20 protein-coding genes are annotated in these 23,467 nt (G+C 70.0%); 8 read left to right on the forward strand and 12 right to left on the reverse strand.

The features are described from left to right. Positions 1–20: 20 nt before the first annotated feature. A complete protein-coding gene (locus ACWDA7_RS21785) occupies positions 21–1,178 on the reverse strand; it encodes an acyl-CoA dehydrogenase (protein ID WP_450605886.1) in 1,158 nt (385 codons plus the stop codon). A gap of 177 nt (positions 1,179–1,355) precedes the next feature. Here ACWDA7_RS21785 and ACWDA7_RS21790 point away from each other — a divergent pair, with 177 nt between their 5' ends. After that, the gene (locus ACWDA7_RS21790; protein ID WP_450605887.1) at positions 1,356–2,699 is read left to right on the forward strand and encodes a UDP-glucose dehydrogenase family protein; all 1,344 of its coding nucleotides are present in this window, start codon (positions 1,356–1,358) and stop codon (positions 2,697–2,699) included. A gap of 116 nt (positions 2,700–2,815) precedes the next feature. On the opposite strand, the gene ACWDA7_RS21795 is transcribed toward ACWDA7_RS21790, so the two are convergent. Next, on the reverse strand, positions 2,816–3,316 hold the full coding sequence (locus ACWDA7_RS21795; protein ID WP_450605888.1) for a CGNR zinc finger domain-containing protein: 501 nt from the start codon (positions 3,314–3,316) through the stop codon (positions 2,816–2,818). A gap of 146 nt (positions 3,317–3,462) precedes the next feature. Between ACWDA7_RS21795 and ACWDA7_RS21800 the strand changes: the two genes are divergently transcribed. Beyond that, positions 3,463–3,822, forward strand: a complete 360-nt coding sequence (locus tag ACWDA7_RS21800; protein ID WP_432928435.1) for a VOC family protein — start codon at positions 3,463–3,465, stop codon at positions 3,820–3,822. A 29-nt stretch (positions 3,823–3,851) separates the two neighbouring features. Then, a complete protein-coding gene (locus tag ACWDA7_RS21805) occupies positions 3,852–4,256 on the forward strand; it encodes a VOC family protein (protein WP_450605889.1) in 405 nt (134 codons plus the stop codon). 52 nt (positions 4,257–4,308) lie between these two features. On the opposite strand, the gene ACWDA7_RS21810 is transcribed toward ACWDA7_RS21805, so the two are convergent. Beyond that, entirely contained in the window at positions 4,309–5,568 is a 1,260-nt protein-coding gene (locus ACWDA7_RS21810) for an LCP family protein (RefSeq protein ID WP_450605890.1), read from the reverse strand. A gap of 120 nt (positions 5,569–5,688) precedes the next feature. Here ACWDA7_RS21810 and ACWDA7_RS21815 point away from each other — a divergent pair, with 120 nt between their 5' ends. Then, positions 5,689–6,261: an acyl-CoA thioesterase gene (locus ACWDA7_RS21815; RefSeq protein ID WP_359403429.1), complete on the forward strand. Its 573-nt coding sequence runs from the start codon at positions 5,689–5,691 to the stop codon at positions 6,259–6,261. Positions 6,262–6,302: 41 nt separating this feature from the next. On the opposite strand, the gene ACWDA7_RS21820 is transcribed toward ACWDA7_RS21815, so the two are convergent. Further along, entirely contained in the window at positions 6,303–7,787 is a 1,485-nt protein-coding gene (locus tag ACWDA7_RS21820) for an LCP family protein (RefSeq protein ID WP_450605891.1), read from the reverse strand. Positions 7,788–7,913: 126 nt separating this feature from the next. On the opposite strand from ACWDA7_RS21820, the gene ACWDA7_RS21825 reads away from it, so the two are divergent. After that, entirely contained in the window at positions 7,914–8,942 is a 1,029-nt protein-coding gene (locus ACWDA7_RS21825; RefSeq protein WP_450605892.1) for a glycosyltransferase family 2 protein, read from the forward strand. Positions 8,943–8,993: 51 nt separating this feature from the next. On the opposite strand, the gene ACWDA7_RS21830 is transcribed toward ACWDA7_RS21825, so the two are convergent. The 4 genes from ACWDA7_RS21830 to ACWDA7_RS21845 form a co-directional block, all read right to left on the reverse strand. Then, positions 8,994–10,655 (reverse strand): LCP family protein, encoded by a 1,662-nt coding sequence (locus ACWDA7_RS21830; protein ID WP_450605893.1) that lies wholly within the window; start codon positions 10,653–10,655, stop codon positions 8,994–8,996. A 219-nt stretch (positions 10,656–10,874) separates the two neighbouring features. After that, positions 10,875–12,623 carry an LCP family glycopolymer transferase gene (locus ACWDA7_RS21835; RefSeq protein WP_450605894.1) on the reverse strand — a complete coding sequence of 583 codons (1,749 nt, stop codon included), beginning with the start codon at positions 12,621–12,623 and terminating at the stop codon, positions 10,875–10,877. Positions 12,624–12,863: 240 nt separating this feature from the next. Beyond that, positions 12,864–14,144, reverse strand: coding sequence for an LCP family protein (locus tag ACWDA7_RS21840; RefSeq protein WP_450605895.1), 1,281 nt, complete (start codon positions 14,142–14,144; stop codon positions 12,864–12,866). A 306-nt stretch (positions 14,145–14,450) separates the two neighbouring features. After that, positions 14,451–15,206 carry a TIGR03089 family protein gene (locus tag ACWDA7_RS21845; protein WP_450605896.1) on the reverse strand — a complete coding sequence of 252 codons (756 nt, stop codon included), beginning with the start codon at positions 15,204–15,206 and terminating at the stop codon, positions 14,451–14,453. 143 nt (positions 15,207–15,349) lie between these two features. Here ACWDA7_RS21845 and ACWDA7_RS21850 point away from each other — a divergent pair, with 143 nt between their 5' ends. Then, complete coding sequence (locus ACWDA7_RS21850; RefSeq protein ID WP_450605916.1) at positions 15,350–16,801, forward strand: N-acetylmuramoyl-L-alanine amidase; 1,452 nt, start codon at positions 15,350–15,352, stop codon at positions 16,799–16,801. 279 nt (positions 16,802–17,080) lie between these two features. Beyond that, positions 17,081–18,163 carry a sugar phosphate nucleotidyltransferase gene (locus ACWDA7_RS21855; RefSeq protein WP_450605897.1) on the forward strand — a complete coding sequence of 361 codons (1,083 nt, stop codon included), beginning with the start codon at positions 17,081–17,083 and terminating at the stop codon, positions 18,161–18,163. 56 nt (positions 18,164–18,219) lie between these two features. On the opposite strand, the gene ACWDA7_RS21860 is transcribed toward ACWDA7_RS21855, so the two are convergent. The 4 genes from ACWDA7_RS21860 to ACWDA7_RS21875 all read right to left on the reverse strand — a co-directional run bounded on the left by ACWDA7_RS21860 (position 18,220) and on the right by ACWDA7_RS21875 (position 22,322). Continuing rightward, the gene (locus tag ACWDA7_RS21860; RefSeq protein ID WP_450605898.1) at positions 18,220–19,221 is read right to left on the reverse strand and encodes a DNA-3-methyladenine glycosylase family protein; all 1,002 of its coding nucleotides are present in this window, start codon (positions 19,219–19,221) and stop codon (positions 18,220–18,222) included. 99 nt (positions 19,222–19,320) lie between these two features. After that, positions 19,321–20,625: a coenzyme F420-0:L-glutamate ligase gene (locus ACWDA7_RS21865; protein WP_450605899.1), complete on the reverse strand. Its 1,305-nt coding sequence runs from the start codon at positions 20,623–20,625 to the stop codon at positions 19,321–19,323. Next, positions 20,622–21,605, reverse strand: coding sequence for a 2-phospho-L-lactate transferase (cofD, locus tag ACWDA7_RS21870; RefSeq protein ID WP_450605900.1), 984 nt, complete (start codon positions 21,603–21,605; stop codon positions 20,622–20,624). Before cofD ends, ACWDA7_RS21865 begins: the two co-directional genes overlap by 4 nt. Before the next feature lie 174 nt (positions 21,606–21,779). Further along, the gene (locus tag ACWDA7_RS21875) at positions 21,780–22,322 is read right to left on the reverse strand and encodes a cysteine dioxygenase (RefSeq protein ID WP_450605901.1); all 543 of its coding nucleotides are present in this window, start codon (positions 22,320–22,322) and stop codon (positions 21,780–21,782) included. Between the two features lie 704 nt (positions 22,323–23,026). Between ACWDA7_RS21875 and ACWDA7_RS21880 the strand changes: the two genes are divergently transcribed. Next, entirely contained in the window at positions 23,027–23,290 is a 264-nt protein-coding gene (locus ACWDA7_RS21880; protein ID WP_003975777.1) for a WhiB family transcriptional regulator, read from the forward strand. The last annotated feature ends 177 nt before the right edge of the window (positions 23,291–23,467 follow it).

Raw genomic sequence — 23,467 nt, forward strand, 5'->3', positions numbered from 1 at the left:
TTGCCGCAACCGGCCGCGCGCTACGGCAGGTTGCGCGCCATGACGATCCGCTGGACCTGGTTCGTGCCCTCGTAGATCTGGGTGATCTTCGCGTCGCGCATCATGCGCTCGACCGGGTAGTCACGGGTGTAGCCGTAGCCGCCGAGCAGCTGGACGGCGTCCGTGGTGACCTCCATCGCCACATCCGAGGCGAAGCACTTGGCAGCGGCGCCCTGGAAGGTCAGGTCGCTGTCGCCGCGCTCCGACTTGGCCGCGGCCGCGTACGTCAGCTGGCGGGCCGCCTCGATCTTCATCGCCATGTCGGCGAGCATGAACTGGATGCCCTGGAAGTCGGCGATCGGCTTGCCGAACTGCTTGCGCTCCTTGACGTAGCCCTTGGCGTAGTCGAAGGCACCCTGGGCGACACCGAGGGCCTGGGCGGCGATGGTGATGCGGGTGTGGTCGAGCGTGCGCATCGCCGTGGCGAAGCCGGTGCCCTCCTCGCCGATCATGCGGTCGGCCGGAATGCGGACGTTGTCGAAGTAGACCTCGCGAGTGGGGGAGCCCTTGATGCCGAGTTTCTTCTCCGGGGCGCCGAAGGAGACACCCGGGTCGGACTTCTCGACGACGAAGGCCGATATGCCCCTGGAGTGCTTCTCGGGGTCGGTCACCGCCATCACCGTGTAGTACTCGGAGACGCCCGCGTTGGTGATCCAGCGCTTCACGCCGTTGAGGACCCAGTCGTCGCCGTCGCGGACCGCCTTGGTCTTCATGCCGGCCGCGTCCGAGCCCGCCTCGGGCTCGGACAGGCAGTACGAGAACATCGCGTCGCCCTTGGCGAGCGGACCCAGGTACTTCTTCTTCAGCTCCTCGGAGCCGGAGAGGATCACCGGGAGAGAGCCGAGCTTGTTCACGGCGGGGATCAGCGAGGACGACACGCAGGCGCGCGCCACCTCCTCGATCACGATCACGGTGGCGAGGGCGTCCGCGCCCGCGCCGCCGTACTCCTCGGGGACGTGCACCGCGTGCAGGTCGTTCGCGACGAGGGCCTCCAGCGCCTCCTGTGGGAAGCGGGCCTCCTCGTCCACCGCGGCGGCGTACGGCGCGATCTTCGCCTCAGCCAGCGAGCGGACGGCGTCGCGGAGCATGTCGTGCTCTTCGGACGGGCGGTACAGGTCGAATTCAGCCGATCCGGCCAAGGTCTCTCACGCTCCAAAACGCTGCGATGCCGACGCTAATTACCGTTAAGTAACCCGAATTTTAGGGGTAGGCCCACACGAGTGATACGTGAGCTTGGCGACAGCGGGAAACCTGCCCGTCAAGTGCCCCGGCTATGCTCGGGCACCGGTTCACCGACGTATCCCCTGGAGCACCCCATGAGCCTGAAGATCACCGTGATCGGCACCGGCTATCTCGGCGCGACGCACGCCGCGGCCATGGCCGAACTCGGCTTCGAGGTGCTCGGGCTCGACGTCGTTCCCGAGAAGATCGAGCTGCTCCGGCGGGGCGAGGTCCCCATGTACGAGCCCGGTCTCGAGGAGCTGCTGCGCAAGCACATCGCGGGCATCGAGGGCTCCACCGGGCGGCTGCGCTTCACCATGGACTGGTCCGAGCTGGCCGAGTTCGGCGACGTCCACTTCGTCTGTGTGAATACTCCCCAGAAGCACGGCGAGTATGCCTGCGACATGTCGTTCGTCGACGCCGCGATCGCCTCCCTCGCTCCGCATCTGACGGGCCCGGCGCTGGTCGTCGGCAAGTCGACCGTGCCCGTCGGCTCCGCGGACCGCCTGGCCGCCTACCTCGCCGAGCACGCGCCCGCCGGCGAGGACGTCGAGCTGGCCTGGAACCCGGAGTTCCTGCGCGAGGGCTTCGCCGTCGAGGACACGCTGCACCCCGACCGGATCGTGGTGGGCGTGCGCAGCGAGCGGGCCGAGAAGCTGCTGCGCGAGGTGTACGCGACACCGGTCGCCGGGGGCTCGCCCTTCGTGGTCACCGACTTCCCGACCGCTGAGCTGGTGAAGACCTCCGCGAACTCCTTCCTCGCCACCAAGATCTCCTTCATCAACGCGATGGCGGAGGTCTGCGAGGCGGCCGGCGGCGACGTGGCCAAGCTGGCGGAGGCCATCGGGCACGACGACCGGATCGGCAAGAAGTTCCTGCGGGCCGGGATCGGTTTCGGCGGCGGCTGTCTGCCGAAGGACATCCGGGCCTTCATGGCGCGGGCCGGTGAGCTCGGAGCCGACCAGGCGCTGACCTTCCTGCGGGAGATCGACTCCATCAACATGCGCCGCCGCGGCCAGATGGTCGAGATGGCGCGTGAGGCACTGGGGGGCGGCTCGTTCCTCGGCAAGCGGGTCGCGGTGCTCGGGGCGTCGTTCAAGCCCGACTCCGACGACGTGCGCGACTCGCCCGCGCTGAACGTGGCGGGTCAGATACACCTTCAGGGCGGTCAGGTGACCGTCTACGACCCCAAGGGCATGGACAACGCCCGGCGGCTCTTCCCGACGCTCGGGTACGCCCCCTCCGCCCTCGCGGCGGTCCGCGGCGCCGATGTGGTGCTGCATCTGACGGAGTGGCGCGAGTTCCGCGAGCTGGACCCGGCCGAGCTGGGCCAGGCTGTGGCCGCGCGCATCGTCCTGGACGGCCGTAACGCGCTCGACCCGGAGCTGTGGCGCCGGGCGGGGTGGACGTACCGGGCGATGGGCCGCCCCACCGCCTAGCGGACGCAAGACGCCGGTCCGGCCGAGGCTCAGTCGGCCGGACCGGCGTCCTGTTGCATTCTGCACCACGGCCGTGACGCGCGAGCGGCGAGTGCCCAACCCTGTGCGCCGTGTGCCTATTTCGCCCGGTATCGCCGCATCTTCGCGCGCGCCCCGCACACCGTCATCGAACACCAGCGGCCCTTTCCGGCCGGGCTGCGGTCGTAGTACGCCCAGTGGCACTCGGGCAGTTCGCAGGCCTTGAGGCGCAGCCAGGTGCCCGCGGTGAGCGCTTCGGCGACGGCCGCCGCGACACGGGAGAGCAGGGGACTCTCGTCGGCGGTTGCGAGGGACGCGGATCCGTCCCGTTCGTCGACGGCCACGTACAGCGGCGCCCGCGCCAGCAGCCCGCCCAGCGGTGTCACTGCGCGGTGCGGGGGATGGCCGGCGTGGGCCAGGAGAACGGCACGCAGCGACTCCCGCAGCTCCCGCGCATCGGCCAGGTCCGCTTCCGCGACACGGAACTCGGCGCGTCCCTCCGGCGTGTCCAGGCGGTCCTCGCCCGTCTCCAGGTCCACGGTGTTGACCAAGGCCTCCACCAGGGCGAGGCCGCCGGGAGCAGGGGCTCTGTCACTCATCTCTGCGACCTCATGCCCGCGACGATTCCTCTCGGTATTTCCGTTGCGACGTTACCCCAAATCCGCAAGCATGGGGTAACGGTTACCGGTTGTCCTGCTCTACAGGTAACCCGTCCCCTGAGAACTCGTACTCCGAGGAGGAAGTCATGGCTCTCGCCAAGTTGGGCGTCGTCGTCCTGGACTGTCCCGACCCGCGCGCGCTCGCCGGTTTCTACGCGGAAGTGCTGGGCGGCACGGTGGAGGGCGACGGTGAGTGGGTCGACCTGAAGGCGCCGGACGGCCGGTCGCTGGCGTTCCAGGCCGCGCCCGGACACGTACCGCCGAAGTGGCCGGCGCCCGACGACTCGCAGCAGTTCCATCTGGACCTCACCGTCGAGGACCTGGACGCGGCCGAAGCGGGCGTCCTCGCGCTCGGCGCCCGCCCGCTGGACGCGGAGGACCGCTCGCGCACCTGGCGGGTTTACGCCGACCCGGCGGGGCACCCGTTCTGCCTCTGCGCCTGCTGACCGGGCGCCCGCTCCTCGAGGAGGTCACGATGGCACAGCCCGTCGCCCGTATGCGGTCCGTCGTCCTGGACTGCCCGGATCCCCGAGCACTCGCCGAGTTCTACGCCGCGGTGCTGGGCGGCACGGTGGAGGGCGAGGGCGACTGGGTCGATGTGCACCTGCCCGGCGGTCCCAAGCTCGCCTTCCAGGAGGCGCCCGAGTACAAGCCGCCGGAGTGGCCGCGGGCCGATGCCGACTCGCAGCAGGTGCACCTCGACCTCGACGTGGGCGCCACCGTGGAGGCGATAGAAGCCGCCGAGGAGCAGGTGCTCGCGCTCGGCGCGCGCCCGCTGGACGTGAACGACCTGAACGGCAAGCGGGACTTCAGGGTGTACGCGGATCCCGCGGGGCATCCCTTCTGCCTCTGCCGGATCGAGCACCCGGAGTCCGCCTGAACGTGCGAGGCCCCGCCGAACCGCTCGGCGGGGCCTCGCACAGCACACCGGCTCAGTTGCCGGTGACCGTCACCTTCTCGTCGTTCTTCAGCTCGTTGACCAGGGTCTTGAGTTTGGACTTGTCCCATACCAGGTTGCCGCCGGTCGAGCCTGATATCGGCATGTTCAGCGACGTGCCGTCACCACCGCTGACGCCCTTCATCGCCCAGAACATGGACCCCAGGTTCCACAGACTCATGTCCTTGTCGACGGTCAGGGAGTCCAGGCCCGCGCTCATGGTCGGGTAGAACTTGAAGGGGTTGAGGATCGTCCCCGGGGTCGCCACCTGGTGGGCCAGCGCGGAGAGGAACTTCTGCTGGTTCTTGGTGCGCTGCAGGTCGCTCGTGGCGAAGGCGTGCCGGGTGCGGACGAAGGCGAGGGCCTGCTCGCCGTTCAGCGTCTGCGTGCCCGCCTTGAAGTCGGCGCCCGAGTACTTGTCCTTGAAGCCCTTGTCGATGGTGAGCTGGACACCGCCGACCGAGTCGACGATGTTGGCGAAGCCGGCGAAGCCGATCTCCACATAGTGGTCGATGTGCAGCCCGGTGTTGTACTCGATCGTGCGGACCAGCAGCGTCGGCCCGTCCTCCGCGTACGCCGCGTTGAGCTTGGTGTGCCGGCCCGTGCCCTTGAAGGTCTTGCCCGAGTCGCTGCCCACGTACGTCGGTATCTCCACGTCCGAGTCGCGGGGCAGGGATATCAGCGTGTCGCCGTTGCCGCCGACGTGAAGGATCATCATCGAGTCCGTTCGCTTGCCCTCGGCGGACCCGGTGTGCAGCTTCTTCTTGTCCTCGGCGGACATCCCCGCGCGGCTGTCGGAGCCGACGATCAGGTAGTTCGTGCCCTCGCCCGCGGCGGGCCGGTCGATGACCTTGGAGAGGTCGACGTCCCGGTGGAGCTTGGAGTCGGCCCAGAAGTACGTGGCCACCGAGGTCACCACCACCACGGTGACCAGGGTGATCACGGTCCACTTGATCCGGCGGCCCCAGTTGGGACGCTGCCGGTAGTGCTGAAGCTGCGGATCGGGGTCATCGTCGTTGGGTACGAAGCCGCCCTGGCGGCCGCCGTAGACCTGCCCCGTGTTGTAGCCGCCGTACCCCTGGTCGTACGTCGGCTGCTGCGGCACCCCGCCGTACGGCGGCGCGCCCTGAGGGCCGCCCGGCGAGCGCCGGACCTGCCGCATCACCCGCGCGTTCTCGGGCTGTGCGCTGCTGCTGCCGCGTCCGTAGTGGTTGCCGCGGCCATCGTCGGACCATCCCTCGGGCCAATCGTTCATGCGCCCCAGTGTGCAGGGTCCTGGTATGGGCCTTACAAGGGCCGACGAAAAACGGGGTCAGGGCTGTTGCGAAGCTGACACAAAATCTCCCGCTTGTCGGCCCGGCATAAGGTGGACGCCATGACAGACCAGGTCTCAGCCCCGGAATCAGAAATTCCGGACGATATCCCGGGTGACATACCCGGGAAGCCCACCTCGGCTTCCCGGACCACCCTCAGCCACATCATGACCCACAACGACACCAACCTGCTGGGCACGGTGCACGGCGGTGTGATCATGAAGCTCGTCGACGACGCGGCGGGAGCCGTGGCCGGCCGGCACTCCGGAGGTCCGGCCGTCACCGCATCGATGGACGAGATGGTCTTCCTCGAGCCGGTCAGGGTCGGGGATCTGGTCCATGTGAAGGCCCAGGTCAACTGGACCGGCCGCACATCGATGGAGGTGGGTGTGCGGGTGCTGGCGGAGCGCTGGAACGAGTCGACGCCGCCCACCCAGGTCGGCTCCGCCTACCTCGTCTTCGCCGCGGTCGACGCCAACGGCACGCCCCGGCCGGTGCCGCCGGTCATCCCGGAGAAGGAGCGCGACAAGCGCCGCTACCAGGAGGCCCAGATCCGCCGCACCCACCGCCTCGCCCGTCGTCGCGCGATCAGGGAGCTGCGGGAGAAGAGGGCGGCCGAGGGCTATGAGGACTGAGGAAGGCCGCGGGGAGCCGGTGCCGTAGGCCCGGGAGGGGGTCAGGGACACACCACCTGGTCCCCGGTCACCACCTCGTCCGGTTTCTGCGGCTCCGCCGCCTTCACCCGCTGCACCGTCTTGAAGTCCGTACCCGCGATCACCTTCAGCGTCGGCCCCTGACCCGGGGCCGCCCGCAGTTCGCTGCCCGGCAGGGCCGCCGACAGCGACTTCGCCGAGCGGTCCCAGCGCGGGTCGTAGACGACGACCGTGCGCCGGACCGTACGGTCCTTCGCGTTCGCCGGCTGATGCGTCGTGCGGAACCCGGCGGCCGCGAGAGCGTCGTCCACGCGTTTGCCGAGCCCGTCCGTGGGCGTCCCGTTCTCGACTCGGACCTGGATCTGCTGCGGCGGCACGTCCACGGTGACCATGGACGGGCCCGGGCCCGGGCCCGGGCCCTTCGCCTTCGGCCGGGGACGGCTGAGCGGCTTGTCGTCGCGCAGCGACCGGAACAGCGCGCGTGCCTTCGCCTCGTCCCACTTCACCGTCGAACCGAGCTCCTTGACCTGGAAGGTCATGTCGCCGATCGGCACGGTCGTGAACTCCGAGGAGCGCGGCGAGAAGTTCCGCATCGCGCGGGCGAGGCCGACCAGATCGTCCGCGCCGAAGTCCCCGTCCGCGCGCACCGAGCCCAGCACGGCCCGTGTCACGTCCCGGAGCTTCATCGGGTTCAGCAGGACGCCCGACGACGTCGCCCGGTCGATCATCGCCGCGAGGAACTTCTGCTGCCGCTGCATCCGGCCCAGGTCGGAGGCGCCGTCGACGTGCCGGGACCGCACGTACTGCAGAGCCTGGCCGCCGCCCAGCACATGCGGGCCGGCGGTCAGGTTCAGCCCGGTGTAGCGGTCCTTCAGCGGCTGCGAGGTGCAGATGCGGACGCCGCCCAGCACGTCGACCGTCTTCATGAAGCTGATGAAGTCGACCTCCATATAGTGGTCGATCTTGAGATCTGTCATGGCCTCGACCGTGCGCACGGTCAGGTTCGGCCCGCCCTCCGCGTAGGCCGCGTTCAACCGGATCGGATGGGCGGGGTGCTGCGCCCCCGTCGCGGGGTCCGGGTACGCCGCGACCTGCGCGTACGAGTCACGCGGCAGGCTGACCACGGTGGCCCGCTCCCGGTCGGCCGAGAGGTGCACGATCATGAGCGTGTCGGTGCAGTGGCACGGATTCCCACCGAGGCGGAACTTCCGGCGCTCCTTCTCCGTGATCCTGTCCCGGCCGTCGGTGCCGACCAGCAGGATGTTCATGCCGTGGCCCGCCGCGGGGCGGTTCTTCATGTCCTTGAACGGGTCGATCCGGGAGATACCCGCGTCCAGGCCGGTCACCACCACGCGCCCGATGCCGGCCGCGGCGAGGACCCCCACGGACAGCGTGGTGATCAGCCGCGCGGCCCAGCCGGACTTTCTCCGCCGCCGCACGGGCGGCCGCCGAGCGGGGGACCGGCGGACCGGCTGCGGGCGCGCGGGCAAGCGGGTCTGCGTGGGCACAGCGGAGACCTCCGCGGGACTGGGCGTGGGATCCCTGAGCACGGTAGGCCGATACGATCTGCGGCCTGCGGCGGCACCCGGGCGGCGCGCACCGCTGTCCCTCGTTCGCGGTAACGTGAGCCACCTATGAACGCCAAGCCCGACGTGCAGCTCCCCGCCGTCTCCGTGATCATGCCCGTGCTCAACGAGGAGCGGCATCTGCGCGGAGCCGTCCAAGCGATTCTCGCTCAGGACTACGGCGGCGAGACGGAGGTCGTGATCGCCCTCGGTCCGTCCACGGACCGCACGGACGAGATCGCGGCCGAGCTGGTCCGCGAGGACCCGCGGGTGCACACGGTCGCGAACCCGACCGGCCGTACGCCCGCCGCGCTGAACGCCGCGATCAAGGCCTCCCGCCACCCGGTCGTGCTCCGCGTCGACGGTCACGGCATGCTGTCGCCCGACTACATGGCGACGGCCGTGCGCCTGCTGGAGGAGACCGGCGCGCAGAACGTCGGCGGCGTCATGCACGCCGAGGGCGAGAACGACTGGGAGCGTGCGGTCGCCGCCGCGATGACCTCGAAGATAGGAGTCGGCAACGCCGCCTTCCACACGGGCGGTGAGGCCGGCCCCGCGCAGACGGTCTACCTCGGGGTCTTCCGGCGCGAGGCCCTGGAGCAACAGGGCGGCTACAACGAGGAGTTCATCCGCGCCCAGGACTGGGAGCTCAACTTCCGGATCCGGGAGGCGGGCGGCCTCATCTGGTTCTCGCCGGAGCTCAGGGTGTCCTACCGCCCCAGGCCCTCGGTGCGCGCCCTCGCCAAGCAGTACAAGGACTACGGGCGTTGGCGGCATGTCGTCGCCCGCTACCACGAGGGCTCCATCAACCTGCGCTACCTCGCCCCGCCGACCGCGGTGTGCGCGATAGCGGCCGGCCTCGTGGTGGGCGCCGCGCTGACGCCCTGGGGCTTCGTGGTCCCCGGCGCCTATCTCGCGGGCATCGCCCTCGGCTCCGTCCCCGCGGGCAAGGGACTGCCGCTGAGGGCGCGTCTGCAGATTCCCGTGGCCCTCGCGACCATGCACATGTCCTGGGGCTGGGGCTTCCTCACCAGCCCGAAGGCGCTGGCCAGGAAGGTCATCGCGTCGCGCAGGCCGGCGGTCGTGGTCCCCGACTGAGCCCCGCGTACCCGGGGCCCTCTCCGCACGAAGAGAGCCCCTTCCCCGCGGTCACCAGGTGTAGTTCGGGTCCACCTGCATGCACTGCTTGGTCGCACCGTTGAGTATGTTCGCGGACTTCGGGGTCGTGTCGTCCTGCTTCGGTGCCGTGTACTCGGAGCCCGACCGCCAGTCGGAGCCCACGACGAGCGTGACGCCGGAGACGTCCGTCGACTGCTCCACCGAACTCGTCGGGACGCCCAGGGCCTTGGCGACCCGCAGGGCGTCGCCCTTCAGGTCCGCGCTCGGATAGCGGATCACCGTCTTGTCCTCGGCGAGCAGAGTCGAGGAGTCGGCCCTGGCCTCGTCGAAGCCCTTGCCGACGAGGAGCCGGGCCACCGCGCCCGCCCGTCCGCCCACCGGCGCGAGCGCCGGCGTGCTGGTGCCGTTCTGCACCTGTACGGCGATCTTGTCGTCGCTGTCCGTCGGGGCCGCGCTCGCCTGGGGGTCGGTCTTCTTCCTGGTGCCCTTACCGTCCAGCGAGATGTCCTCGCGCACCAGACGGAACAGCTTGTCCGCGTCACCCGGCTTGGGCACCACGCGCTCGCCGACGTAGTCGTACGGCATCGTCGTCATCGTGATGCGGTTCGTCGGCACCTTCTTCAGCTCGGTGCTCAGGTTGTAGAGATCCGCGACCGAGCCGAGCCCCTTGTCGACCGTGAGCGCCTGGGTGGCCGTCTCGGCGAGCCTGCGCAGCTTGTCGGGGTTGCTCAGTGTGGCGTTCTCCCGCAGCTGGCGAACCATCGCGCTCATGTACTGGTGCTGCGCCTTCGTCCGCGCTATGTCGCTGCCGTCCTCGAACCCGTAGCGCGTGCGCAGCCACTGCAGGGCCTGTGTGCCCTTCACATAGGTGGTACCCGCCTTGAGCTTCAGGCCCGAGCCATGGCCGGAGGACGTGTGCGAGTAGATGTTCTTGTCCACGCACACCGGGACGCCGCCGATCGCGTCGGCCATCGAGACCACGCCCGCGAAGTCGACCATGATGAAGTGGTCGATGTGGATGTTGGTGAGCTTCTCCCAGGTGGCGACCGTGCAGCCGGGGCCGCCGCGGCCCAGTGAGTCGTTCGTCATGCCCAGTGACGTCGTCGCCGGGTAGATGTGCCCGGTCTTCGGGTCGGTGCACTTGGGCAGGTGCAGCAGCGTGTCGCGCGGCATGCTGACGACCGACATGTTGGTGCGGTCCGCCGAGACGTGCACAAGCATCTGGACGTCCGCGCGGGGAGGCGTCCCGAAGGTGTCCTTCGCGCCGCCCAGCTTCTGGTTCTCCTGGGAGTCACGGCCGTCCGACCCGATGAGAAGGATGTTCAGCGGGGTCTGCCCCGCCGCGTTCGGCCTCGAAGCGGCCGCCCGGTCCTTCTCGTCGCCGATGTTGAGGTCGTCCTTCTTGAGGTTGTCGTTCAGGTGCTGGTAGTAGAGGTATCCCGCTCCGGCGGTCCCGAGTATGACCACCGCCAGTACGGTCGTCGACCAGCGCAGGACACGGCGTCTGCGGCGCGGGTGCCCCTTCGACGCACCACCGCGTCCACGCCCGTCGGAGCCGAGTGGGTCGGTCGGCGGACCGCCGTCGCCGCCCTGAGCGCCATCGCCGTCCTGTTCGTACAGGCTGTCGTCCCAGCCGAGTTCACCGGCCTGCCGCTCCTGCGCCCCCGCGCCACGCACACCGCTCCGCACCAAGTCCCTGCCTCCCCACCCTGAGCCCGACGAACGGGTCCGCCCGCGGTGCCGAAGAACGCCTGCTGGCGTTCTTCGGCACCGTCGCCGTACGGCGGGCCGCACCATCGCGTCCCACCCGAATCTGTCTCGCGTTCAGTAACTAGACGCTCGACACGCCCGGCAGGATGCACAGGCCGGGCGAATGCGTCCTGTTAGACGCGCAACGGACCCGTCAGGTCATCACGTCGAGCACACTTGCTTGTCCGCGGTGGCCTTGACGACGTCGGGTGCCTTGGCCGGTGCCGTAAGGGGCACACCGGCTCCCTTGAAGTCCTTGCCCAGGGTCAGGATGATCGCGGGCAGCCCCTGGTCGTTCGTCTCGCTCTTGCCCGGCTTCAGCGCCGACGCGGGCAGCCCCATGAGGTCCGCCAGTTTGCGTGCCTGGTCGGCCTGGTCGGGAGCGTATTCGAGGGTCGTCTTGGCCAGCTCCGTGCCCGCGTTGCCGAGTTGGCTGGACTTGGTGACGCCCTCGTTGTTCTGCAGCCAGTTGAGAGTCGCCTGTGCGCTGCCGCCCGGGGCGCCGCCGTTGTAGATGTCGACGCGGACGTCGGAGGCGGCCGAGCGGGAGCCCTTGAGACGGGCAGCCGCGGTGTCCTTGGCCGCCTTCGCCTTCTTCTTCACCTCGGTGAAGGAGACGTCGTTGTTGATCGCGTCGAAGACCTGCGGGGCGGCGCTCGGGTCGACGATCACCGTCTTGTGGACGACGCCGTCGGCCGGATTGTCGCGTACGGGCACCGTCAGGAACGAGATGTTCTTCGGCGGCACCTTCTTCAGCTCCAGGGCGACGTCCTTGAGCGTGCTCACGCTGCCGATGCCGGTGTCGACGGTGAGCGCCTTGGTGGCCGCCTCCGCCAGTTCCAGCAGCTTGCTGGGGTTGGTGAGCGTGTCACTGGAGGTCATCTTGCGGGCCAGCGCGCCGAGGAACTGCTGCTGCACCTTGATCCGGTCCAGGTCGCCCGCGTTGCCGAAGCTGTGCCGGGTGCGCACGAAGGCGAGGGCCTGCTCACCCTCGATCTTCGACACGCCCTTGGGCAGCTTGAGGTGCGACTCCTTGTCGTTGATCGGCTTGCCCACGCAGACGTCGACGCCGCCCACGGCCGTGGTCAGCGTCTTCACCGCGTTGAAGTCGGCCATCATGAAGTGGTCGGGCGAGATGCCGGTGACTTCCTTGACCGTGCGCATCGTGCAGCCCGGGTCGCGGCCGTCCTGGCCGAGGCTCGTGTTGAAGCGGACGTTCTCCGTGCCGGGGATGACCTTGGTGCTGCCGTCGGGCTGCTTCGTCGGGCAGTCGGGGACGTTGACGATCAGATCGCGCGGGATGCTGAGTGCCGTCGCGTTGGTCCGGTCCTTGGAGACGTGCAGCAGGATGTTGGTGTCGGCGTGCCCGACGCTCCCCGCGTCGCCGTAGCCGGTGTTGCCCTTGCCGGTGCGCTTGTCGGTGCCGATGATCAGGATGTTGAAGGCCTCGTCCTTGCTGAAGCCGTTCTTGGCGGCGCTGCCGACGTCCGTCGTCGTGACGTTGCCCTCGAGGTGCTTGAGGTAGAGGTAACCGGCGCCCGTGACCGCGATGAGGATGAACGCCATACTGCCGCCGGTCCACAGCAGTACCTTCTTCGCCTTGCCCTTCCTGGGCTTCGTCCGGCCCCGGCGGCGTCCCGGCTGCGGCTCGGGAGGTGCCCCCCGGCGACGGCGCGGCCCAGGCAGGTCATCCGGAGCCGGTTTGTCCACCCCCGGTCCGCGCGGACCGGGGGTGGTGGTGCGCGTGCCCCTCGGTGCGCCCTGGGGAGGCCCCCCTCGCCGCGGTCTCGGCACGGCCGAATGCGGTGCGGAAGGGCTCAGTCGCAATTCGTATTCGCCAGTCTTCGGGTTGAGCACCCACTGGTCTGCGGGGTCGATGTTGTCCGCCCGCCCACGGCCTTGCGCGTCCACGGTTGTCCGAATCCTCCGTCGGGGCCACGCGGCGCCTTCCCCCTCGAGGCGCTCGGGTCTCTTCAACCAGTGCGGAAACCCAGGACGGACCTTATGGGCGTGGCACCGGATCGCTCACACTATCCGCCCAGTTCAGCGTCGAGCGACGACGGTGACAAATTCCACTCCCATACAACCGGGCAATCTGCCCTATACCTCAGCGAGTTCTTAGCTCATACGTTCCCCGCCTTGGTGCGCGCTTTACCCGCAGGCGTCCTGCGCGGCGGTGTTTCCCTTGAAAGTGGGCGGGGGTTCGGGTGATCGCAGAGGAAGAACCGGGTCCGCGGTCCGCCTTTCGACGGACTTTCCGTCGCCGTACGACTCCTTGCCGTCACCAGGACCGGACGCCGTATTGCGGGTTTTCGGCACCGATTCGTCCGAGGTCGCCTTGGTGACCTCGACAGGCCGGTCCGTGCGTAGCCGGGTGAAAAGTCTCTCCGCCTCGGGTTCCACGAGTTGGTCGCGATTGGCGTTGTCCGGGTAGGAGGTGCGCGGTGCCGTAAGGAACTGGACCCGGTCCGTGGGAAGGTTCCGCATCCCGCGCACAAGATCGTAGAGTCCGCGCAGACTCGCCAGGGCCGGGTCCGTGGTGAGGGACGAGGTGGCGGCGTCCAGCACGGGATACAGCTTCACGGGGTTCAGCAGCACGTTGTCGCTGCGCACCTTGCTGACCAGTGCGCCGAGGAAGCGCTGCTGCCGCTCCATCCGCTCGGTGTCGCTGCCGTCCCCGAGGCTCTTGCGGGCGCGTACGTAGCCGAGCGCCTGCTCGCCGTTGAGCGTGACCCTGCCGGCGGGCAGCGTGAGCTTGGCGGCCCTGTCGTCGATCGGCTGCTTCAGGCACACCTCGACGCCGTCGAGCGCGTCGACCATCTTCTTGAAGCCGTTGAAGTCGACCACCATGTGGTGGTCGATCCGGATGTTCGTCAGCTTCTCGACGGTACGGATCGTGCAGGCCGAACCCCCGGTCGCGAAAGCGTAGTTGAACAGCGTGAAGGCGGCCTCGCTGCGACTGCCGTCCGGGCGCCTGCAACTCGGTACGTTCACCATGAGGTCGCGCGGGAGGGAGACGGCGGTGGCGCTGCGCCGGTTGGCCGCGAGGTGGAGCAGGATCGTGGTGTCGGACCGCTCCGTGCCGAAGTCCCGCCCGTAGCGGCTGTTCCCGGTGCCCGACCGCGTGTCGGACCCGATGATCAGGATGTTCAGCGCCCCGCGTACGAGCGCCGTGGGCCGCTCCTTCTCGTACCGGGCGAGCTCGGCGGCTGCGTCGTTGTCCGCGGTGATGTTCGAGTTCAGCTTCTCGTACGCGGCCCACCCGGCCCCGGCGGCCCCGAGCAGCAGCAGGGCGAGGCCGAGTGAGCAGCGGCGTATCCAGCGCCGCCGGCGGTGGCGCAGGAGCCCGGGCCCGGTGGGAGTGGCACCGACGGGCCCGGGACGGCGCGGGCCGCCCGCCCCCGGGCTTCGTGTGGTGCCATCCGTTGCCACTGCCGGGTCCACCGCCTTGTGACGTACGAGCGTGCAGCGCTCTTACGACCATGGCCCGACGCGGACGTCGGGGGCGGCTGGTGCTAGGCCGAACGGGGGACAGGGTGGCGCCCCGGCCGCGCCTTGTCGCGGTGGGGCGTGGGGCCCCGTGACCTCCTGCGACGCCGCAGCAGGAAGCGAGGGGACCGGGAGTGACGGGCGGCGCGTCCGTTGTGCGGACGCCTTCTGGGTGCGGCGGCTGGGTAGCTTGCCGGCGCCTCGTCGCGCGGCGGTCGCTGCTCGCCCGGAGGACCCGTCCGAGGGCGCTCAGCGTGCGGTGGCCGTGACCCTCTCGCTCTCGATCCGCTTGGCGAGCGCGTCCTCGCCGAGCCGCTCGAGATGCCGGCACAGCACCACCGAGCCCCCGGAGGCCAAGGGTGCGTACAGCCCGGCGCTCAGCCCTTCCCATGTGTCGTACGCCAGTCCGGACAGCAGACGTGAGCCCGGACCCGTCAGCCCCAGGGACGGTGCGTCGGCGCGGGCCAGCTCCGTCACCTCAGCGCCCGTGTACTCCGCTCCCGCGACGATCAGCGCCGGCTCCTCCGGGTCGACCGGCGCGTACGGCTGGAAGCGGTCGCCCTGGCTCGGCACTTCGACCGCGTAGTCGACGAAGCCCTGCGGGGTCTGCGGGAAGCGGCCGCCGAGGGGACGCAGGGCCAGGGCGACGCGCTCCCCGGAGCAGGCGCGCGCCACGTCCAGCGTGTCGGGTCCGCTCACCACGAGGTCGGCGGCGCCGGCGTCACCGCCCACGTCCGCGACGACGCCCACGGATGCGCACGCGAGCAGCCACACCGCCGTCTGCCAGTGCGCGGGCAGCAGCAGGGCGACCCGGTCGCCGGGCTCGGCGGCGAGGTCGCCCTGGAGGAGATTGGCGGTCTTGGACACCCAGTTGGCGAACGTGGCCACGGAGAGCTCGACGCGTTCACCCGTGGCGTCGTCGTAGAAGGTCACCAGGGGGCGCGCGGGGTCCGAGGCGAGTGCGGATCGCAGCAGGTCGGCAGGGGTGTGGTCGGTGGCGTTCACGCGCGCAAGAGTACGCGGGGGCGGTCGTCTTGGGGCTCAGCGGCGGGCGGGTGAACGGACCACCGGTTCGGACCACCTCAGCCGACGATCCGTCAATTCGTTAATAGACATTGTATGTCGTTAATGGACATGTATGTATGGCTATGTCCAAGATCGGGGGCATGCGCGGATACCTTGCTTCCTCGATCGGACTCACATGCTCGGCGGTACTGACTCTCTCCTTCGCCGTCCCGGCCACAGCGGCCGGGCCGGTTGTGCGGGGTCCCGCGGCTGCGGCGCACATGCCGGCCGCGTCGCCCGCCGGACCGCTCACCGGGGCGAGCATCCCCGGCGACACCCAGTCCCTGCCCCTCGTACCCCTCCACCCCAGCCGGGCCGCCGGTGCGCTGCCCGAGGCGGGGCTGGCCCCGCAGACCGTACGGTCCTTCTCGCTGGTCGGCGTCGTCTGGGACGACCCGCAAACCGAACTGCACGGCCTGGTCCAGATCCGCACCCGTGCGAGCGGCACGACCCGGTGGTCGGCCTGGCAGGAACTGGAGACGCACAACCACGGCCACGGCCCCGACCCGGACAGCGCGGAGGGCGCCTCGCACCGGATGCGCGGATCGACCGCGCCGCTGTGGGTCGGCAACTCGGACGGCGTGGAGGTGAGAGTGCGCGCCGAGGCGGACCAGACCGGCGGAACCCGTGCGCCGACCCTCCCCGACGGCCTGCGCGTCGAACTGGTCGACCCCGGCAAGGGGCCGCAGGCGGGCGCCCCCGCGCAGACGCATGCCGTCGACGGACAGCCATCGGACGGGGGCGCATCCGCCGAAGTGAGCGGCGCGGGGATCGCCGCGTCCGCCATTGACGCCGTCCTAGCGCCCCCGAATGTCCTCGCGCCCCCGAACGCCCCGGAGATTCCGGCGTTGTCGAAGGAGGCGACGAAGGAAGCGGCCGACGAGCAGAGGGCGGAAGCGATCGGAACGCTCCCGGAAAGGGCGCAGCCGTACATCGGGCCGCGCCCGCGCATCATCACGCGCAGCGGCTGGGGAGCCGACGAGAGCCTGCGTGAGCCGGGCTTCATCTACACGGCGAGTGTGAAGGTGGCCTTCGTCCACCACTCCGCGTCGGGCAACAACTACACCTGCGCGCAAGCGCCTTCCGTCATCCGCAGTATCTACCGCTACCACGTCGTGAGCAGCGGCTGGCGGGACATCGGGTACAACTTCCTCATCGACAAGTGCGGAAACATCTACGAAGGCCGCGCCGGGGGCGTGGACAAGCCCGTGATGGGCGCTCACACCCTCGGGTTCAACACCAACAGCATGGGGGTCGCCGTCCTCGGCACCTACACCAGTACCCAACCGTCGGCCGCCGCCGTGAACGCCATCGCCGCGCTCACGGCGTGGAAGGTGGGCCTCTACGGCATGGATACGCGTGCCAAGACATACCTGCAGTCCGGTGGTGGCAATCTCTACCCGAAGGGCGTCAACGCTCAACTCAATGTGGTCTCCGGCCATCGCGACGGGTTCGCCACGGAATGCCCGGGACAGCTGCTGTACGCCAAACTCGGGTCGATCCGCACCACCGCGGCGCGGTTGCAGGGCCGCTGAGGAAGGGGGCCGTCCCACGAAGCCGTACCGACCACCCGTACGACATCCACGGTGTTCGGTACGCCTGCGCACGACGGTCCCCACGACGCCGTACGCGTCTTTGAGCACGAAGGTGTACGGGGGGCACCCCGCGCACGGCCGTCGAAGGACACCCCACTGTCGTCGAAGGCACCTCTAACGGTTCTCATAACGCCCTTAGCGGTCCTCATAACACGGTCTGCATACACTGGCCGGCCGATGGACAGTTCGGCCGGTCCCGGCAGGAAGCAGAGACGACAGGTGACAGAAGCGATCCTCCTGGTCGGCGGTAGAGGCACCCGGCTGCGGCCGCTCACGGTGCACACCCCCAAGCCCATGGTTCCGGCCGCAGGGGTGCCCTTCCTTACGCATCAGCTGGCGCGGGCGAGGGCGGCGGGTGTGGAGCACATCGTGCTCGCCACCTCCTATCTGGCCGAGGTGTTCGAGCCGTACTTCGGTGACGGCTCGGCCCTCGGCCTCCGACTCGAGTACGTCACGGAGGAGGAACCCCTCGGTACCGGCGGCGCCATCAGGAACGTGGCGAGCCGCCTCCACTCGGGACCCGACGAGCCGGTCCTCATCTTCAACGGGGACATCCTCACGGGCCTGGACATCCGCGCCCTGGTCCGCACCCACGAATCGACGGGCGCGGACGTCTCGCTGCACCTCACGAAGGTGACGGACCCGAGGGCCTTCGGCCTGGTGCCCACGGACGAGACGGGCCGGGTGACGGCGTTCCTGGAGAAGCCGCAGACGCCAGAGGAGATCGTCACCGACCAGATCAACGCCGGCGCCTACGTGTTCCGCCGCTCGGTGATCGACACCATCCCGGAGGGACGCCCGGTCTCGGTGGAACGGGAGACCTTCCCTGGCCTGCTGGCCGCGGGCGCCCATCTGCAGGGCATGGTGGACTCCACGTACTGGCTGGACCTCGGAACCCCGGCGGCGTTCGTGCGCGGTTCGGCGGACCTGGTCCTCGGGCGTGCACCGTCCCCCGCGGTGCCCGGCCGCTGCGGTGACCGGCTGATCCTGCCGACGGCGACGGTCGCCACGGGCGCGAAGCTGACGGGCGGCACGGTGGTCGGTGAGGGCGCCGTCGTCGGGGAAGGTGCCCGGATCTCCGGCAGCACACTGCTCGCCGGCGCGGTCGTGGAACCGGGTGCGGTCATTACCGACTCCCTGATCGGTGCGCGCTCCCGGATCGGCGAACGCTCGGTCGTCTCGGGCGCGGTCATCGGCGACGGCGCGGTGGTCGGCGCGGACAACGAACTCCGTGACGGGGTACGGGTCTGGTGCGACGCGAGGATTCCGGCGGGCGCGGTCCGCTTCTCCTCGGACCAGTAGGTTCCGCACAGCCCGTCCGCAACGCAGGGTGCCCTCCACGGAGGGCACCCGCACTCCTACAACCGCCCGATGTCGCCCCGCCGCATCTTCGGAGCACGCCGGGGCGGCGCGGATCCGCTCAGCAGGATCAGCCGTGCCGCCCGGTGACGCTGCCCCGCGTACGGCTCGAGCAGCGACAGCATCACCTCGTCGTCCGCATTCCGGTCCCCGGCGAGGGCGTAGCCCACGATCCCCGGCAGATGCAGGTCGCCGACGGTCACCGAGTCGGCTGCCCCAAGACTGCGCTGCACGATCTCCGCGGAGGTCCACGGCCCGATCCCGGGCACCACCTCGAGACGTGCCTGCGCCGGGGCCGGCTCCATCCCCGTGGCCTCCTCCAGCCGTGCGGCCACCCGCACCGCCCGCAGGATCGTCGAGGCCCGTTTGTTGTCGACCCCTGCCCGGTGCCACTCCCAGGACGGAATCAGCGCCCAGGTACGCGGCGCCGGCATCACATGCATCCGGGCCGGCGCGGGTCCCGGCGCCGGCTCCCCGAACTTCCGTACCAGCAGCCGCCATGCCCGGTACGCCTCGTCCGTGGTGACCTTCTGTTCCAGGACCGACGGGATCAGCGACTCCATGACGAGGCCGGTCCGTGTCAGCCGCAGCCCCGGCCGCCGCTTCCACGTCAGCGCCACCAGCCGGTGCCGCGGTGCGAACGCGGCGGGATCGTCCAGCGCGCCCAGCATCTCGGGCAGTTGATGCAGCAGCCACTCGGCCCCGGGTCCCCAGGCCTCCGCCTCGGCCACCCCGCTCCGCAGCGCGACCCGCAGGGTGCCCGGCCCCGTCGGCGTTCGGCTGGCCCGCCACACCGAGCCGTCCGGTGTCGTCCGGAACGTGGGATCGCCGGGACCGCGTCGCAGCGGCCCGAGCACCAGCCCGAGGTCCAGCGGCCACGGCAGGGCCCAGGAGCGCCTCCGCCCCGGGGCCATGGCCGGCCGCGGCACACCCCCGGGCACGACGACATCCCCACCACGCACGGTCGTGGAGGTGGGGCGGAGAGGGAAGCGTCCGGCCACGGTTGATGTCCTGGTGATTCTGGGGCTGTGCCATATGAGGGTAGGCGCGCCGGGGCCGTGCCGGGGTGGTTCTGCGCGTTCCGGGGGCCGGGGTCCGGCTCAGCGCACTTCGATGAACGCCTCCGCATCCCGCACCGCACGCGGCTTGGGTTCCTCCGCCGGGTGACCCACCGCGACGGCGCCCATCGGCTCCCAGTTCTGGGGCAGCCCGAGCACCTCGCGCACGACGCCCCGGCAGAACATGGTCGACGACACCCATGCGGAGCCCAGTCGCTCCCCGGCGAGCGCGACGAGCAGGTTCTGCACGCCGGCCCCCGTGGCGACCACGAACATCTCCCGCTCGGCCGCGTCCCGCCGTGCGTCGCCGTAGGTGTGGGACCCGTCCATGACCATGCAGGGCACGACGAGGTACGGCGCGTTGCGCAGCACGTCCCCGCGCCGGATCCGCTTCGCGATCGACTCCTCGGTCTTCGCGTCGCGTCGCAGATCGGCGATCCACGCGTCCCGCATGGCGTCCAGCAGTCGCGTCCGCGATGCAGCGGACTCCAGGAGCACGAACCGCCACGGCGTCGTGTGGTGCGGCGCCGGGGCGGTCACCGCGGCGGCCACGGCGCGTCGTACGGCACCGGGGTCCACGGGCTCGTCGGTGAAGGCCCGCACCGTACGCCGCTGGGTCACCGCCTCCCGTACCGCCTCGGAGGTGCCCAGCCGGAACATGTCGTCGCGTGCGTCGCGCACCATCGCGCGTGCTCCCTCGCCGTCGTCCTGTGAGACCACGTGCGGCAGCCCGCGCACCACGGCGACGGGCAGCCCCGCTGCCTTCCCCTTGACCAGGTCGCCGGCCGCGGCCAGTTCGTCCGCGGTGGCGACGACGGTCGCGCTCAGCGGATTGCCGTGCGCGTCCGTGCCGCCGCGCAGGTCGTCCAAGACCCGTACGCCCGCGGCGCCGACGGCCACATCGGTCAGCCCGGTGCGCCAGGGTCTGCCGAAGGTGTCCGTCACGATGACGCCCACCTCGACCCCCAGCGTGTCCCGCAGTCCCTCCCGGATGAGCCGCGCGGAGGCGTCGGGGTCCTCGGGCAGCAACAGCACCGTCCCCGTCGGGGTGTTGGAGGCGTCGACGCCGGCGGCGGCCATGATGAGCCCCTGCCGGTTCTCCACGATCCTGAGCGGTCCGCGCCGGGCCACGACCCGTACGGTCTCGGCGTCGATGGCGGCCTCGCGGTCGTCCGCCCGGACGATGCGTCCCTCCGCCTTGGACACGATCTTCGAGGTGACGAGCAGGACGTCCCCGTCGACGAGCCCGGGCTCGGTGGCCGCGATCAGCTTGGCCAGGTCGTCACCGGAGCGGACCTCGGGGAGTCCGGCCAGGGCCCAGACCCGGTAGCCGGCTGTTTCGGTCACGACGTCCGCACCTCCTCGGCGAGCGCCAGCGCCTCCTGGGCCATCCGGGCCGTCGCCTCCAGGTCCGTCATCATCAACGGCACCGCGCGGCAGCGGATGCCCGCGGCCTCCACGCGCTCCACGGCGGACGCGTCCACCGTGTCCACGAGCCAGCCGTCCAGCAGCCCCGAGCCGTAGTGCTCGGCGACCGCCGCGGCCGTCGACTCGACGCCGACCGCCGCGAGCACCTTGTCCGCCATCCCGCGCACGGGCGCGTCACCGATGATGGGGGAGAGACCCACCACGGGGACCCCGGCGTCCGCGATCGCCTCGCGTATGCCGGGCACGGCGAGGATCGTGCCGACCGAGACGACGGGATTGGACGGCGGGAAGAGGACGACGTCCGCTTCGGCGATGGCCTCCAGGACACCCGGCGCCGGCTTGGCCTGGTCGGCGCCGACGGGCACGACCGCCTCGGCCGGGACGGAGGCCCGCAGCCGCACCCAGTACTCCTGGAAGTGGATCACCTTGCGCTCGCCGGCCCCTGCGTCGGAGTCACTGTCGGGCAGAGTGACGGCGACATGGGTCTCGACCCGGTCGTCCGACATGGGGATGAGCCGGACCCCCGGCTTCCAGCGGTCGCACAACGCCTCCGTGACCGCACTGAGCGGATAGCCCGCGCCCAGCATCTGCGTCCGCACGATGTGCGTGGCGAAGTCGCGGTCGCCGAGCCCGAACCACTCCGGTCCGACGCCGTACGCCGCGAGTTCCTCCTTGAGGTGGAAGGTCTCGTCGGCCCGGCCCCAGCCCTGTTCCTCGTTGATGCCGCCGCCGAGCGTGTACATCACCGTGTCGAGGTCTGGGCAGACCTTCAGCCCGAAGAGGTGGATGTCGTCGCCGGTGTTGCCGATGACCGTGACGTCCGCGTCTGGCACGGCCCGCTTGAGACCGCGCAGAAACCGGGCACCGCCGATGCCGCCTGCCAGAACCACAATGCGCATTGAAACAGTGTGTCAGCCGCCAGGCCCACTCGTTGAGGGGTGGTGGCCGGTGACGGGAGGGACGGTCCTGCCGGAGGCCACGACAACGTGCGACCCGGCTTGTGGACGGCCCGTCGGCTTTTCGCGGCGCCCCCGCCGGTACCGGCCCGTGCCGTCCGGCAGTCCGCCGTCGACTCAGCGGCTGATGGTGTCGACGGCGCCCCGGTCGGCGGCGCACGCCTCGACGGGGGTTCCTTCGGCCGTGCCCGGCTGGGACTGCGGGAGCATGGCCATCTCGGTCAGACCCGGGAAGTAGACGTGCAGGCTGACGGCCGGCTCCAGCGTGTCGTTCACCACTTCGTGCACATACCCGGGCGCGAAAACCCGTTGCGCACCGGCCTCCAGCGCGCGGGTGCCGTGCTCCGTGCGCTCGGTGAGCGCGCCTTCCAGGACGGTCAGCACGCCGGACGAGCGCCCGTGGTCGTGCAGTCCGCTGCCCTGCCCGGGCACCCAGGACAGCAGCCACACCTCGTAGCCGGGTCCGGTGCGCAGCCGGTGATACCACCGGGACGTCGCGTCGTACTCAACGAGGTGCGCCCACTGGGAGCGGTCGGCGGCGATGGAGCGGGCGAGGCCGGCGAACTCGGCCACGGTGGCCGGGTGCTCGCGCGGCGGCTGGAGCAGGTGCGGTACTTCGAGGATGTCGCCGGCGATCTGGAGGTCGCTGTCGCTGTTCATGGGTGCGGAGTTCCTCGGCGGGAGGGAGCGGGGGCTGGGTGTCGCGTGTCGTCCGCCCGGATCACGGGCGTGGCGCGGGCCCTGGTACGGGCTGAGGGACAGCAGCCGAGTCGTGTGGACTCAGGAGCGGCCGGAGCGGCGGAAGGCTCAACAGCCGGAACAGCAACAGCAACAGCTACAGCGAGCGCGGGCAGCACCGTGGGACCCGGCGGTGCGGGTCTGGGTGAGTGCCGAGTTCGCGAGCATGCCCACAAGGACATCGGTTCATATCCCACCTGTCAACTTGAGGCCTGGAATGTGGGCTCTGTTTCACCTCATCCGGTTCATCTGGCAGGCGAAAGGTTTGTGCAGGGCGAGTCGGGGACACATGGAGCGCACCGCCCGGCGCACGAACGTCGTTGCGATCTCGTGATCCGACTGTGATCAGGTTCGCTCCGCCGTACGTATCGGAACGAGATCGAACTGATGGACGTCCTTCTCTGTGAGGGGTGGGGGGCTCGCGTACACCCCTCTTGAGTGACATGGTTTATGCCGATTTGCACACTTTCCGCATAGCCTTGGTTCCGCAGAGTGAATAAGGGGCCCAATAGCAGATCTCGGCTTGACTGGCCCGGATCGGCACACTTGTAATTTCACTCGTGTCGTTCAGCCGAAATCGGTAACGGCTACATCACGGGGACGCGAAAGACTGACGAGGGGCGCACATGACCGAGCTGGTGCAGCAACTGCTGGTCGACGACGCGGACGAGGAACTCGGCTGGCAGGAGCGCGCGCTGTGCGCCCAGACCGACCCGGAGTCCTTTTTTCCCGAGAAGGGCGGCTCCACCCGCGAGGCCAAGAAGGTCTGCCTCGCCTGCGAGGTCCGCTCCGAGTGCCTTGAGTACGCACTCGCCAACGACGAGCGGTTCGGTATCTGGGGCGGCCTGTCCGAGCGTGAGCGCCGCCGCCTCAAGAAGGCCGCCGTCTGAGTCCGCCGAGCGGCAGGAGTCGTCGAGGACCTCGCAGAACAGCCGCGCGTGCGTCGCGGCCGGACCCTTGGGCGAGAGATGAAATGGCGCACACCGATACGTAAAGAACGGCCCGTCGCAGATGGGTTGTCCACAGGCGGCGGGCCGTGATCTTGTCCAGCCGTTAGTGTGGGCCTC

It is taken from the genome of Streptomyces sp. NPDC001156 (assembly GCF_053598275.1).

What these genes read in the sequence shown, in the direction of transcription:
- ACWDA7_RS21790 (WP_450605887.1), top strand. Translation starts at nt 1,356, where the DNA reads ATGAGCCTGAAGATCACCGTGATCGGCACCGGCTATCTCGGCGCGACG.
- ACWDA7_RS21795 (WP_450605888.1), bottom strand. Translation starts at nt 3,316, where the DNA reads ATGAGTGACAGAGCCCCTGCTCCCGGCGGCCTCGCCCTGGTGGAGGCC.
- ACWDA7_RS21800 (WP_432928435.1), top strand. Translation starts at nt 3,463, where the DNA reads ATGGCTCTCGCCAAGTTGGGCGTCGTCGTCCTGGACTGTCCCGACCCG.
- ACWDA7_RS21805 (WP_450605889.1), top strand. Translation starts at nt 3,852, where the DNA reads ATGGCACAGCCCGTCGCCCGTATGCGGTCCGTCGTCCTGGACTGCCCG.
- ACWDA7_RS21810 (WP_450605890.1), bottom strand. Translation starts at nt 5,568, where the DNA reads ATGAACGATTGGCCCGAGGGATGGTCCGACGATGGCCGCGGCAACCAC.
- ACWDA7_RS21815 (WP_359403429.1), top strand. Translation starts at nt 5,689, where the DNA reads ATGACAGACCAGGTCTCAGCCCCGGAATCAGAAATTCCGGACGATATC.
- ACWDA7_RS21825 (WP_450605892.1), top strand. Translation starts at nt 7,914, where the DNA reads ATGAACGCCAAGCCCGACGTGCAGCTCCCCGCCGTCTCCGTGATCATG.
- ACWDA7_RS21850 (WP_450605916.1), top strand. Translation starts at nt 15,350, where the DNA reads ATGTCCAAGATCGGGGGCATGCGCGGATACCTTGCTTCCTCGATCGGA.
- cofD (WP_450605900.1), bottom strand. Translation starts at nt 21,605, where the DNA reads ATGCGCATTGTGGTTCTGGCAGGCGGCATCGGCGGTGCCCGGTTTCTG.
- ACWDA7_RS21875 (WP_450605901.1), bottom strand. Translation starts at nt 22,322, where the DNA reads ATGAACAGCGACAGCGACCTCCAGATCGCCGGCGACATCCTCGAAGTA.
- ACWDA7_RS21880 (WP_003975777.1), top strand. Translation starts at nt 23,027, where the DNA reads ATGACCGAGCTGGTGCAGCAACTGCTGGTCGACGACGCGGACGAGGAA.